Below are 12998 nucleotides of genomic sequence, written 5' to 3' on the forward strand. Positions count from 1 at the left end.
CGGCCTCGGACTGAGCAGGCCGCTGCGGACTGGGCCGTCCTGGACCGATGCCACTAGGCTCGGAGAGGCCCTGTCCGCCGACCACTTCTCAGGAGTCGCTGTGCGCATCGTCCTCACCCGCTGGCCCCATCAGGCCGGGCAGCTGGAGGCCGGGCTGCGCGAGGTCGGGGTCGACGTCGGGTTCCTCCCGGTGACCGAGCAGCGGCTGCCTCAGGACCTCGGGGAGCTGCAGGCCGCCGTCGCCGACCTGGCCGCGGGACGTGTCGACTGGCTGCTGCTGACATCACGCACCACCGTCTGGGCTCTGCAGCAGGCGGGCTGGGACGGCACTGTGCCGTCGGGGACCAGGATCGGGGTGACCGGGTCCGGCACCGCCCAGGCTCTGCCCCGCGGATCCGAAGACGTGTGGATGCCGCACCGCGAGGCCAGCGCTGCGGGAATCCTCACCTGCCTCCCGGACGCTGAGCCCGGAGAGCGGGTGCTGCTGCCGCAGTCGGCGCAGGCCCGGCCGCAGCTGGTGGAGGGGCTGAGAGCCTCCGGTCGTGACGTCACCCAGGTGACGGCCTATGAGACGGTCAGCAGGGTGACGGACGGGGGTCTCCCGCCGTCGCAGGACCCCGGGGCCCTGGGGCCGGGAGATCTCACCGACGCCGACGTCGTGCTGGTCACCAGTTCGTCCGCGGCCCGGGCGTGGTCGCAGCTGAAGCTCGCCGACGGCGTGAGGCCACGGCTGCTGGCGATCGGGCGGCCGACCGCCGTCACGCTGGCTGAGCTGGGGCTCCCGGCACGCACCTTGGACGGGGTGTCGGCCGGCGCGGTGATGCGCGCGCTGCGGCGAGGGTGAGGGGCGTGCCGTCGTCGGGATGGGGCCCGGGCGCTGTGCGCGAACACTCAGCGCAGCTGACGGCAGCGCTCCGGCCGCTTCACTAGAATGGGCGGGGATGTCGCTGGCAGTGCCGCCGCATGTGCCGGGTGTCCCTCGGACCAGTCCGCCGTGTCCTGTCCACCAGACCCCAGGAGTTCCTGCGTGAGTTTCCCCGCCCGCCGCCCGCGTCGCCTGCGCCGCACCCCTGCACTCCGCCGCCTGGTGGCCGAGACCCGGCTGCACCCGGCCGATCTGATCCTTCCGGTGTTCGTCCGCGAGGGGCTCACCGAGCCCAGCCCGATCAGCTCTATGCCCGGGGTGCTGCAGCACACCGAGGCCACGCTGCTCGAGGCCGCCGATGAGGCGCGTGAGCTGGGCCTGGGCGGGATCATGCTCTTCGGAATCCCCGCCGTCCGTGACGCCTCCGGCACGGCATCCCTGGACCCGGAGGGCATCCTGAACCGCAGCATCCGGGCGGTGAAGGAGCGTGTGGGGGAGGAGCTGCCGGTGATGAGCGACCTCTGCCTGGACGAGTTCACCGACCACGGCCACTGCGGGGTGCTCACCGCCGACGGGGCGGTCGACAATGACGCCACGCTGGAGATCTACGCGCAGATGGGTGTGGCCCAGGCCGAGGCCGGCGCCGACGTCGTCGCGCCCTCCGGCATGATGGACGGCCAGGTGGCGGTGATTCGCCAGGCGTTGGACGACGCCGGCCACCAGGAGGTGCCGATCCTCGCCTATTCGGCCAAGTACGCCTCGGCCTTCTACGGTCCCTTCCGGGAGGCGGTGGACTCCCAGCTTTCCGGGGACCGACGCACCTACCAGATGGACGCGCCCAACCGGACAGAGGCGCTGCGCGAGGCGGAGCTGGACATCACCGAGGGTGCGGACATGATCATGGTCAAGCCCGCCACCGCCTACCTGGACATCCTGGCCGACGTCGCCGAGATCAGCGACGTGCCCGTGGCGGCCTATCAGGTCAGCGGTGAGTACGCGATGATCGAGGCCGCCGCCGCCCAGGGGTGGATCGACCGCCGGGCCGTGATCCTGGAGTCCATCACCGCCATCCGCCGCGCCGGCGCCACGAACGTGCTGACCTATCACGCCGCCGAGATCGCCGGCTGGCTGCGCGAGAATTCCTGACCTGTAGACCCTGTGATGCGAGAGGACTCCGTGACGAACCCCCAGACCAACCAGCAGCTCTTCGACTCCGCCCGCGACCTGATGCCCGGCGGGGTGAGCTCCCCGGTGCGGGCCTTCGGCTCGGTCGGAGGGACCCCGGCGTTCATGGTCTCCGCCGAGGGGCCCTACCTCACCGACGCCGAGGGCACGCAGTACGTGGACCTCGTCGGCTCCTGGGGGCCGGCGCTGCTGGGGCACAAGCACCCGCAGGTCATCGAGGCCGTGCACGCCGCCGTCGACGCCGGCCTGGGCTTCGGCACCTCCCATCCCGCCGAGACGCGACTGGCCGAGCTGGTGCGCTCCCGGGTTCAGGATGAGGCCGGGAGCGGCGCGGAGATGATCCGCATGGTCTCCACCGGCACGGAAGCCACGATGACGGCCATCCGCCTGGCCCGAGGCGCCACCGGACGGAACCTGGTGATCAAGTTCGCCGGCTGCTACCACGGGCATTCGGACGGGCTGCTGGCCGCCGCCGGCTCAGGCGTGGCCACCCTGGGGCTGCCCGGCTCGGCCGGGGTGACCGAGGCGCAGGCCTCCGAGACCATCGTGATCGAGTACAACGACCGCGCCGCCCTGGAGCAGGTCTTCGCCGAGCGGGGCGACGACGTCGCCGCCGTCATCACCGAGGCCACCCCGGCGAACATGGGCGTGGTGCCCCCGGGGGAGGGCTTCAACGCCTTCATCCGGGAGATCACCTCCCGGCACGGTGCGCTGATGATCTTCGACGAGGTCATGACCGGCTTCCGCATCACCGAGGCCGGGTACTGGGGCGCCTCCGGCCGGGTGGAGGGCTGGCTCCCGGACCTGTTCACGTTCGCGAAGGTCATCGGCGGGGGGCTTCCCACCGCCGCGGTGGCCGGACGGCGCGAGATCATGGAGCACCTGGCGCCCACCGGGCCCGTCTACCACGCGGGCACGCTCTCCGGAAACCCGGTGGCGATGGCCGCCGGTGTGGCCACCCTCGAGCACGCCACCGCGGAGGTGTACCAGCACATCGACCGGCAGGCCGACGTCGTGGCCTTCGCCTTGGGAGAGGCGCTGGACGCCGCCGGGGTGGACCACTCCATCCAGAAGGTCGGCTCCCTGTTCTCCGTGGCCTTCGGCACCTCGGCCGCCGGAGTGAGCAACTACGCGCAGGCGCAGGCTCAGGAGGCCTTCCGCTACGGGCCGTTCTTCCACGCCATGCTGGAGGCCGGGGTGTACCTGCCGCCCAGCGTGTTCGAGGCCTGGTTCCTCTCCGCCGCCCACGACGACGCCGCCGTCCAGCGGATCCTGGACGCGCTGCCGAAGGCGGCCGAGGCTGCCGCAGCCGCCTAAGACGCATCGAGTGGCCACGAATCCCGGCATCTCCGGGGCACGCACGGCGTGTCACCCGGGAGATCCGGTGATTCGTGGCCACTCGTTGTTCTGCGGGCTGCGTCAGCTCGCCGACTGGCGGATGGTGCCGTACTTCAGGGCGGACCAGAAGTCTCCGCGCACGTAGCGCTGCTCCGGGTCCGGGTCGAAGTCGAAGCTGCGCGCCTGACCCTTGCTCAGCGCCTCGGCCACCAGACGCCGCCGGCGCTGGCTGGCTCGGACCTGGTCTTCGAGCGTGGCGAGGTCGTAGCGGGCGTCCAGCTCACCGCGCAGGGCGGTGACGACGTCGGCGTAGGCCGGGTCGTCGGCCACATTGCGCAGTTCGTCAGGATCGGCCTGCAGGTCGAACAGCTGATCCGGGTCGCCGGGGCAGGTGATGAACTTGTGCGGCCCACGGACGATGGTCAGCTGCGGGCGCACGGTGCCTTCGGCGAGATACTCGATGACGACGTCCCGGCTGTCCGGGTCGAGCTCTCCGGCGGCCTCCTTCTGGGCGATCTCCAGCATGGAGTCCCCGCGGGTCTCTGCCGCGGGGGCCTGCCCCAGCTGCAGCAGCGTGGGCATCAGGTCCAGCAGGGAGACCGGGGTCCGGTACCGGCCCTTCGGCACCAGGTGCTCCGGTCCGTGGATGATCATCGGGACTCGTGCGGACTGCTCGTAGGGGGACATCTTGTACCAGAGGCCCTTCTCACCGAGCATGTCGCCGTGGTCGGAGGTGACGATGATCACTGTGTTGTCCATCAGCCCCAGCTTCTCCAGCTGCGCCCGGATCCGCCCCACGTGGTCGTCGATGTAGCTGACCGCCGCGTAGTAGGCGTGACGGGCCCGCCGCACCTCGTCGATGCCGGGGTCTAGGAGGTCGAAGCCGCTCATTGCCCGCAGCCGGTGGCTGTGCGGGTCGGAGGCCGGGTCCGGGACCTCCGGATGGGCGGGGTCCGGGATGTCTCCGTCGCCGAACCGGTCCCAGTGCTCCTGGGGAGGCTCGTAGGGGTCATGCGGGTGGATGAAGCTGGAGACCATCAGGAACGGCCGGGCCTGCTCTCCGTGGGCTTCGGCCCACTGGCGGGCCCGGACCCGGTCGTTGAGATGGCGCAGCGTGCGGAAGGCCACTTCGTCGTCGAAGTCCTGCTGGACCGAGGCTTCTGAGACCCCGGCGTCGAAGACGGCCTCGGCGTCGTGGTACCACTGCAGCTTCTGGTCGAAGGGCAGGTCCCAGTCCGGGACCATGTCCAGGTCCGCCGGGTAGACGTCGGTGGTGAGCCGCTCCTCGAATCCGTGGTGCTGGTCGGCGCCGATGAAGTGCATCCGGCCCACCAGGGCGGTGTGGTAGCCGGCGTTGCGCAGGTGGTGCGCGAAGGTCGGCTCGGAGGAGGCGAAGTCATCGCCGTTGTCGAAGCAGCCCAGCTCGGAGGGCATGGTGCCGGTCATCATCGAGGCACGGGACGGCGCACACAGCGGAGTGTTGCAGTAGGCCCGGTCAAAGACCGCGCCCTCGGCGGCCAACGCGTCGATGTGCGGCGTCTTGGCTGCCTCGTCGCCGTAGGCGCCCAGGGCCTGGGCGGCCATCTGGTCGGCCTGGATGACCACGATGTTCGGAGGGGAGACGGTGGCTCCGTCAGCAGGGGGAGACACGGTTCCGTCGTGGTGGGAGACGTGCTCTTCAGTCATCCTGCATCCCTCCTTCTGGGTCTGCGCGTGAGTGTGGACGCCCGTGGAGGCACGGGCCGTGGCCAGCGTACATGTTCGCGATGGTTAAGGTGGTGGGGATGGCTTCGACAGATGATGCGCCTCCCTGCTGTGCCGCCTCCCGTGGGGCGTCCGGTCCTGCTTCTCCCGCGGCTTCTGATGTCTTATCCGACGACGGCGGTGCGGTGGGCTCTGCCGTGCCGGGCCCCAGCAGGGCTGAGCTGGAGACACTGGCCGCCGCGGCTCCGGACGAGTTGGCCCTGGTGGGGCTCGACGGCGGGGCCTTCCGGATGGGCAGTGAGGATGCGCTGGCCTACCCGCAGGACGGGGAGGGACCGGTGCGGTCGGTGGAGGTGGCGCCCTTCGCGATCTCGGCGACCACAGTCACGGTGGCGGAGTTCGCGGTGTTCGTGCTGGCCACCGGGCACGTCACCGATGCTCAGCGGTGTGGGGACTCCCTGGTGTTCGCCGGAAAGCTGGCGCCCCAGGCGGCTGAACGGCTGCCCCGGGTGGCGGAGGCTCCTTGGTGGTGCCAGGTGCCGGGGGCGACATGGTTCACCCCGGAAGGGCCAGGGTCCTCGGTGCGTGGCAGAGAGGACCACCCGGTCACCCATGTCTCGCAACGGGATGCGGTGGCCTATACGGCCTGGCTGGGCGCCCGTCTGCCATCGGAGCAGGAGTGGGAGTTCGCCGCCCGCGGGGGTCTGGACCAGCAGCCCTACCCGTGGGGTGTGGTGCTCGACCCGGACGGTGTGCGGCGGATGAACATCTTCCCGGGCACCTTCCCGGATGAGCCGGGCGGCCCGGTGGGGACGGTTCCGGTACGGTTCTTCGAGCCGAACGGCTACGGACTGTTCAACGTGACCGGCAATGTGTGGGAATGGACGGCGAGCAGGTGGTCTGGGGACTCGGACGAGCCGGTGATGCGGGGTGGGTCGTACATGTGCCACGAGTCCTATTGCCGGAGATACCGGACCTCGGCGCGCAGCTCCGCGACGGCGGACACGTCCTTGGGGCATGCGGGGTTCCGGGTGGCATTGAGCCGGTGAGGGGCTGTTGAATGCGGTGGTCCTCGGCAGGCGCTGTCGGCATGCGGCAGGTGCGATGAATGGGGTTCTCAGTGGCTGGCGGCGGCTTCGGACCCCGGCTGCGGACTGGTGCTCTGTTCTGCGCCGTGGCTGATGACCATCTGCAGCGGCGCGATGGCCACGGTGGCGATCGTCAGGCAGCACAGGCCGAAGAGAGGGATGCTGCCGAGGCTGTCGTACAGGGCGGGGAAGACTGCCAGCTGGAGGATGCCGGCGGCGATGATCAGTGCGACCAACGGCAGGCCGGCGGCGCGGCGCAGGCGGGACCCGTGGGCCCGGCGGTAGTAGTGGAAGGAGGCCAGCAGCGGCGGTGTGAGGACGACGCCGGCGAGGATGGGGGACCACGAAGCGTCAGCGAGGGCCGGCGGCCAGCTCCGGGCCAGGGTCATGCCGAAGAAGAACAGCGCCACTGCGGCCGTGAGCAGCACGGTGGCCCACCCGTCGTGGGGTGAGCCGAGCGCGGGCCTGGTGCGCCGGAGCGGAACGGCGCTGGTCACGGTCTGGGTGCGTCTGGTGGGACCCTCCATGACTCAAGCCTGTCACACGGGCCAGCGGGGATCGACGACGGCGTCCGGGCGGGTCTTGCGGAAGTACTCCTGCAGGGACGCGGCCTGTTCGGCCTTCCAGCCGATCTGCAGCTGATGAAGGTCCGCTGCGGGGATCTGGATCTGCGGGTATCGAGCGGCCAGGGCGTTGCCGACCTCGACGGCGGCAAAGGCGTCCGGGGCGGCCGAGTGGGCGTCGTCGAGCTCCACCTGATAGTGCGTGGAGAGGTGGCCCAGCGTGCGCTTGCCGCGTCGGAACTGATCGACCTGCTTGTCGATGACCAGCGGGTCGATGACCGGGATGGCGGTGGGGAAACCGACGCCGTGGCGCTGAGCCTCCTGTGCCAGGACGGTGAGGTCATAGGGGGCGTTGAAGATGACTACCGGTGTGCCCGAGGCGAACTCCTGGGAGAGCGCGTAGACGATCTGGGGGATCGCTTCGGCCGCCAGTTGGCCCTCGGCCTGTGCCCGTTCGGTGGTGATGCCGTGGATGGCGGTGGTCTCGGCCGGGATCTCCACACCCGGGTTCACCAGCCACTCCTGCACTCGGACGGAGGAGGCGGGCGCGGTCAGGCCCGGGGAGACTTCGTCGTGAGGTTCGAAGATCACCACGGCGGCAGAGACGATCCGGGCGACCCGGGGGTCACGAGAGGTCGTCTCCAGGTCGAAGCCGACCCGGCGGCCCAGGTGCCAGGAGTCGCCGTTGGCGGGGAGGTCGAAGAGCATCGGGTTGTCCACACCTCCACACTATCTCGGGGGTGTGACACGGCTGGTCGCGGCGTGCCGCGATCGGAGGACGACACTCCTGAGTTCTCCACAGGCCAGGACATGAGGGCCCACGCGATGGCCGGTGTCGCTAGGGTGTGATGGTGGCAGAACTGAACGACTCATGGAGAGTGACGTGAACGGAGCAGGACGAAAGGTCGCGCAGAGGCGAGTGGGGTCGCTGAGCATGGCAGTGGTATGCGGGATGCTGCTGACGGGGTGCGGGCCGTCTGATGAACCTGAGGGGCCGGAATCCACGGCCTCGACGGAAACCGATCAGGTGGATGAGGGCAGCGAGAGCGGCGAGGTGACGGATGAGGCTGCAGAGGCTGAGCCTGACCCGGAACCGGAGCCGGTGCCGGCGTCCTCGGAGGGCCCGGCGGAGAACTGGCCCGAGCCTGAGGTTCCCGATGAGGTGTATCAGGAGACCGGGGACGGGGCGATCGCCATGTTGGAGCACTGGGTCGAGACTCGCAACTACTTGCAGCTCACCGGAGATGACGAGCCCATGTGGGAAATCTCATCTGAAGACTGTGAGCTCTGTCAGAACGTGACGGAGCGGATGACCGGGGTCTACGCCACTGGGGATCACTGGTACGAGAGCGAAGGTTCGTCCATCGACAGCGCATATGCAACTAACGTGCTCGATGGCCGAGCTTATGTCATGTTCGAATTCTATGAAGGTCGATTCGTCGCCTATGAGAACGGGGATGAGCTAGGCCAAGGTGGTGGATCGGACTTCGATCTCTGCGAAGCTGCCCTCGACTATGTGGATGGAAGATGGCTAGTCCAGGAGATCAACGTCATCCCTCCGGAAGGGTGATTATGCGGCTGGAGGCTGGTAATTCCCTGATCAATCCGCGCTTGCATGCCATTGCGTTTTTCTATCTGGTGACGTGTGGGGTGTTACTTGGAGCCGATCATGCTTGGGGATCCAACTCTGGAGAAGAGGATTTCTTGGGTGAAATGAGAGGCGATGGTCTTGAGGTTCGCGGCGTTCGTGACGAGGTTCCAAGTGAAGCTGATAATTATACCGAGCAAAACGAAGATCGATACCCTGAATCATCGCGGGACAACGAATCCAATGCTGGCAATTTGCCTCCCCAAGACGAATCGTACGCGGAAGACCGAACGGAACTCGATACTGACGCATACTGCGCAGGTGAGGTGGGGAGTGCGCTGGAATCCTGCCGTGAGACCCTGAGTCGCCTGTGTTACAACCAAGGTCAAAATGTGGGGTCTGTCGAGGACGATCAGGGCAATGCGGGCCTCCGGTGTGTGACCACTGGCGGGATCATCGGTGATGACGACGAGGAGGATGACGTCGTCGACCTTCTCGCCCAGTTACCGGGTGCCGTGGAGGAGGAGTTCTCGACTCTGCAGATCGACGGCGGCTCGGTGTCCTTCGAAGAGTCGCTGCTGGGTTTCGGCTATCTCGATCGACACACGCACATGTTCGCGGACGTGGAGGAACAGATCGTCGAGACGGAGCTGCTGGGCTTCGACGTGGAGATCCGCGCGATCCCTGAGAGCTTCCAGTGGGACTACGGCGACGGGAACCAGCGCACCACCTATCAGCCAGGCGAGCCGCTGCCGGAGTACTGGGCGGGTGAACCGGTGGACAAGACGGATGCTGAGACGCCGACCAGCCATGTGTACACCGAGACCGGGGTCTTCGACGTCACTCTGACCACGACGTTCTCCGGCCAGTACCGCGTCGACGGCGGAGAGTGGGTCGTGATCCCGGGGGCCTCGGACGTCGCCTCGTCGCCGGGGGAGGCCGACATCTGGCGACAGTCCAGCCGCAATGTCTCGGGTCCTTGCCGGAGCCAGGAGGAGTGGGGTTGCAACGGGCCGGTGGAACTGGATCCCGGAGACAGGCCGCCCAAGATCTTCCAGGATCAGTATGACGAGCACGGCAACTGGATCGGCGAGCATCCCTGATTCCCGGAATCACCTGGCTCTGTTCCCCCTGAACCAGACATGTCACACCCCTCTGATTGAATGAGTGGCATGGAGTTCGATGCGTCCCAAGGTCAGGTCCTCGCCGCAGTCGCCGAGCCCGGACACGGCCCCGTCCTGGTTCATGGGGGCCCTGGCAGCGGCAAGTCGACGTTGACCGCTGAACTGGCCCTGCGGCATCTGGAAGCCGGCCTGGACTCGCACCGGCTCCTCGTGCTCTCGCCGACTCGGGCGTCCTCGGCGGCGCTGCGGGACGAGATCGAGACCTCCTGGGCGCGCCGCGACAGCACCGGTCGGGGCGGGTCGCTCTCGGAGCAGCCGTCGCGCTCCTTCGCCTCCTACGCCTTCTGGCTCCTCGGCGAGGCGCGACGCCGGGAGATCCTCTCTTTCCGAGCCCGGCAGCCACGCCTGCTCTCCGGTGCTGAGCAGGACAGCATCATTCGCGAGCTGCTCGCGCCGGACCCCACCACGGGACTGGCCGCCGTTCATTGGCCCTCCGCGCTCCGTGAAGCGGCGGGCACCGACGGATTCCGCAAAGAGATCCGTGAGCTCTTCGACCGCGCTGCCGAGTACGGGGTCTCCCCGGGCCAGCTGCGGGCACTCGCAGACGCCTGCGGCCGCCCTGAATGGCGGGCCGCTGCGGACCTCTATGAGAGCTACCGCGAGGACCTCGACGCCGGTTCCAACGCTGACGCTTTCGACCCCGCCGGGCTGATCAACGAGGCCTGCAACCTGCTGGAGGAGAATCCGGAGTTCCTCGACGATGAACGGCTCCGGCTGCAACGGGTGGTCGTCGACGACGTCCACGAGGCGACCCCCAGCGTGTTCCGTCTGCTGCGACTCATCGGAGCAGGCCAGGACGTGATCGCCTTCGCCACCCCAGAGACTGCGGTGCAGGGGTTCCGCGGCGCTCGCCCCGACAAGCTGCGCAGCTGGACGATCGCCCCGCAGCGCCTCACCGCTGAATCGGCAGAACGCAGCGGCATGACGCTCAACCCGGAGACGGACCTGGAGATCGACGGCGTCGTGCGGCGCAGCGTCTCCGGAGCGATGACCCCAGACCCGCACGGCGGACTCCCCGGCGCAGCCCCCTCAGTGATGGTGCTGCGGGGGAATCACCGCATCGCCCCCGAGGTGGGCCGCGCCTACGCGCGAGCAGTCCGTCGCCTCGCTCCCATCGGCCCCCAGGAGCCCCGCCAGCCGTGGCTGAAGCTCCTGGGCGACGGCGCCGACACTGCGCCGCACGCCGCACCCGGCTCCTGCGCCGTGGAGATCGTGCCCCAGGACTACCTGGCCGAGCAGTTCGTCCTCCAGGAGGTCCTGGACCGTCACCACCGGACCGGTGTGCCGTTCGACGAGATCGCCGTCATCGCGCGCAACGGGGCCATGCTGCAGCGCCTCGTGCGCATGTTCCAGGCCCAGGGAGTCCCCGTCCGGCAGTCCATGAGCGATGTGGTCCTCAACCAGGAGCCGGCCGTCCATCCCTTGCTGCGGATCCTCGACGTCGTCGCCGATCCCGAGGCGCAGCCCGTCGAGCTGCCAGAGGCGCTCACCCTGCTGACCAGCCGGTACGGGGAAGCCGACTCCATGACCCTGCGCAGCCTGCGCCAGGTGCTGCGACAGCAGGAACGACGCAGTGCCGTCGGCGAGCCGCGCAGCTCGGACGAGCTGCTGTGTGCGGCCATCAACACCCCAGAAGATCCGGTCGTCGCCGCAGTGCAGGCGCAGGAACGTTACCGCCACCTGACTCGGGGCGCCGTGCGCATCGCCGCCATGATCCAGTCCGGGCGAGCGGCCTTCGGTGCTTCCGTCGGGCCCGAAGAGCTGCTGTGGGCGATCTGGGACGCGGCCGGGGTCAGCGCCCACTGGGCTGGTGTCTCCCGCAAGCCGACCGCCGAAGGGAGGGTCGCGGATCAGGACCTGGACGCTGTCATGGCGCTGTTCCAGGCCGCTGAACGCTTCGCGGACCAGAACCCGGGAGCAACGCCTCAGGCGTTCGTGGACCACATGGAGCGCCTCGAGCTGCCCATGGACACTCTGGCGAAGACCTCCGCCGGGGATCAGGCGGTGGAGGTCCTCACCCCGGCCAGTGCGGCCGGCCGCGAATTCGACACGGTCATCCTCACCGGACTCCAGGAGGGGGCCTGGCCCAACCTCAACCCCCGCGGTCAGCTTCTCGGCGGGGGCCAGCTCGTCGACGTCGTCGAAGGCCGCACGGACACCTCTGCACAGTCTCCGCTGGTGAAACGCATGTCCGTGCTGCAGGACGAGTACCGGCTCTTCGCCTCCGCCGTCTCCCGCGCCAAGCGCCGGCTCTTCGCCGTCGCCGTCCACGGGCAGGAGGAGAGCCCTTCGATGCTGCTGGACCTGGTCGTCCCCCCGAATGAGCGCACGGCCCGCGGATCGGCCATCCCACGGCCCATCACCGCCCCGCGGCTCATCGCGGAGCTCCGCCGCCACCTGGAGCACAGCTTCCAGCGCGAGCTCGACGGCGCCACCGCCTCACCGGCGGATGAGCAGGAACGTGAGGCCGCCGCCCGGGCGCTCGCCCGGCTGGCGCACGACGGGCTCACCGGAGCCCACCCGGACCAGTGGTGGGGGCTCCCTGAACTCAGCACCGAGGATCCGCTGCTCGGCCCCGAGGACGTCGTGCGGGTCTCACCCTCCAGCGTGCAGACCGCCGTGGAGTCCCCGCTGCAGTGGTTCACCAGCGCCGCCGGGGGAGTGGAGGCCACCGATTTCAGCCGCATGCTCGGCTCTCTCATCCACGAGATCGCCGAACATCACCCGACCGAGACGGAAGTGGACGTGCTGCTCAAGGAGCTCGAGCAACGGTGGCACAGCCTCGGCCGGGACGAGGGTTGGGAGGCTGAGAGGGACCGCCGTCGGGCCGAGACCATGATCGGCAAGCTCGCCCAGTACTTCCGCGCCGCCCAGCAGGAGGGCCGCGAGGTCGAAGCCCGCGAGCTGCAGGTCGAGGCGACCCTCGAGGTGCCCGTGCCCGAGGCCCAGCACACTGACGAGGACGGTGCCGTGACTCCGGAGGCTCGGCCTGACCCGACCCGTACCGTCCAGATCCGCGGGGTGATCGACCGAGTCGAGCGGACCGCCGACGGGAAACTGTTCGTCATCGATCTCAAGACCGGGCGCGGCAAGCCCACCAAGGATGACATCGTCACCCACGCCCAGCTCGGGGCCTACCAGTTGCTGGTCTCCCTGGGAGCGGTGGATCAGGCCCTGACCAGCGCGGCAGGAGAGGACCAGGGCTCCGGCACAGCACGGCCCGAGCGACCTTCCGGCAGCCTGGGTGCGGCCCTGCTGCACGTGGGGACCGGGGTCAGGAAGATCGATCTCCAGGGCCAGACGGCATTGGGGGAGGGAGACAGCTGGCCCTTGGAGCAGGTCACCCTGGCGGCTCAGGTGATGTCCGGGGCCCGGTACGACGCCTTCCATGCCTCCCAAGGACGGGGCTGCCGGATCGGCGCCCTCTGCCCGCTCTGCACTGACGCGAAGCAGGTGACCCAGCCATGAATTCGTCCTCTCTCG

Annotated in this window: 10 protein-coding genes; 7 read left to right on the top strand and 3 right to left on the bottom strand. The window is 69.0% G+C overall.

The window, feature by feature from the left end; translation table 11 throughout:
* Positions 1 to 100 precede the first annotated feature (100 nt).
* The 3 genes from Q7C18_RS00370 (at position 101) to hemL (ending at position 3367) form a co-directional block, all read left to right on the top strand.
* Positions 101 to 844, top strand: a complete 744-nt coding sequence (locus tag Q7C18_RS00370) for a uroporphyrinogen-III synthase (RefSeq protein ID WP_070159351.1) — start codon at positions 101 to 103, stop codon at positions 842 to 844.
* Positions 845 to 1027: 183 nt separating this feature from the next.
* Positions 1028 to 2011 carry a porphobilinogen synthase gene (hemB, locus tag Q7C18_RS00375; protein ID WP_311023509.1) on the top strand — a complete coding sequence of 328 codons (984 nt, stop codon included), beginning with the start codon at positions 1028 to 1030 and terminating at the stop codon, positions 2009 to 2011.
* A 15-nt stretch (positions 2012 to 2026) separates the two neighbouring features.
* Positions 2027 to 3367, top strand: coding sequence for a glutamate-1-semialdehyde 2,1-aminomutase (gene hemL, locus Q7C18_RS00380; RefSeq protein WP_311023510.1), 1341 nt, complete (start codon positions 2027 to 2029; stop codon positions 3365 to 3367).
* Between the two features lie 102 nt (positions 3368 to 3469).
* Here the strand turns inward: hemL and betC are convergent, their stop codons facing one another.
* Positions 3470 to 5074, bottom strand: coding sequence for a choline-sulfatase (betC, locus tag Q7C18_RS00385; RefSeq protein ID WP_311023511.1), 1605 nt, complete (start codon positions 5072 to 5074; stop codon positions 3470 to 3472).
* Positions 5075 to 5277: 203 nt separating this feature from the next.
* On the opposite strand from betC, the gene Q7C18_RS00390 reads away from it, so the two are divergent.
* Positions 5278 to 6141: a formylglycine-generating enzyme family protein gene (locus tag Q7C18_RS00390; RefSeq protein ID WP_311023513.1), complete on the top strand. Its 864-nt coding sequence runs from the start codon at positions 5278 to 5280 to the stop codon at positions 6139 to 6141.
* Positions 6142 to 6209: 68 nt separating this feature from the next.
* Here Q7C18_RS00390 and Q7C18_RS00395 read toward each other — a convergent pair whose 3' ends face one another.
* Both Q7C18_RS00395 and Q7C18_RS00400 read right to left on the bottom strand, forming a co-directional pair.
* Positions 6210 to 6707 (bottom strand): hypothetical protein, encoded by a 498-nt coding sequence (locus Q7C18_RS00395; RefSeq protein ID WP_311023514.1) that lies wholly within the window; start codon positions 6705 to 6707, stop codon positions 6210 to 6212.
* Positions 6708 to 6719: 12 nt separating this feature from the next.
* Positions 6720 to 7463, bottom strand: a complete 744-nt coding sequence (locus Q7C18_RS00400; RefSeq protein ID WP_311023515.1) for a 3'-5' exonuclease — start codon at positions 7461 to 7463, stop codon at positions 6720 to 6722.
* A 163-nt stretch (positions 7464 to 7626) separates the two neighbouring features.
* Here Q7C18_RS00400 and Q7C18_RS00405 point away from each other — a divergent pair, with 163 nt between their 5' ends.
* From Q7C18_RS00405 to Q7C18_RS00415, 3 genes are all read left to right on the top strand, one after another.
* Positions 7627 to 8313, top strand: a complete 687-nt coding sequence (locus Q7C18_RS00405; RefSeq protein ID WP_311023517.1) for a DUF6318 family protein — start codon at positions 7627 to 7629, stop codon at positions 8311 to 8313.
* A 410-nt stretch (positions 8314 to 8723) separates the two neighbouring features.
* Positions 8724 to 9434 carry a hypothetical protein gene (locus Q7C18_RS00410; protein ID WP_311023518.1) on the top strand — a complete coding sequence of 237 codons (711 nt, stop codon included), beginning with the start codon at positions 8724 to 8726 and terminating at the stop codon, positions 9432 to 9434.
* Between the two features lie 69 nt (positions 9435 to 9503).
* Positions 9504 to 12983, top strand: coding sequence for an ATP-dependent DNA helicase (locus Q7C18_RS00415; RefSeq protein ID WP_311023519.1), 3480 nt, complete (start codon positions 9504 to 9506; stop codon positions 12981 to 12983).
* Positions 12984 to 12998: the final 15 nt, after the last annotated feature.

It is taken from the genome of Nesterenkonia sp. CL21, from assembly GCF_031705515.1.
In the GTDB taxonomy this organism is placed as follows: Bacteria; Actinomycetota; Actinomycetes; order Actinomycetales; family Micrococcaceae; genus Nesterenkonia; species Nesterenkonia aethiopica.

Excerpts from the sequence above, each read along its gene's own strand:
- hemL (WP_311023510.1), top strand. The coding sequence starts at position 2,027 with ATGCGAGAGGACTCCGTGACGAACCCCCAGACCAACCAGCAGCTCTTC.
- Q7C18_RS00395 (WP_311023514.1), bottom strand. The coding sequence starts at position 6,707 with ATGGAGGGTCCCACCAGACGCACCCAGACCGTGACCAGCGCCGTTCCG.
- betC (WP_311023511.1), bottom strand. The coding sequence starts at position 5,074 with ATGACTGAAGAGCACGTCTCCCACCACGACGGAACCGTGTCTCCCCCT.
- Q7C18_RS00415 (WP_311023519.1), top strand. The coding sequence starts at position 9,504 with ATGGAGTTCGATGCGTCCCAAGGTCAGGTCCTCGCCGCAGTCGCCGAG.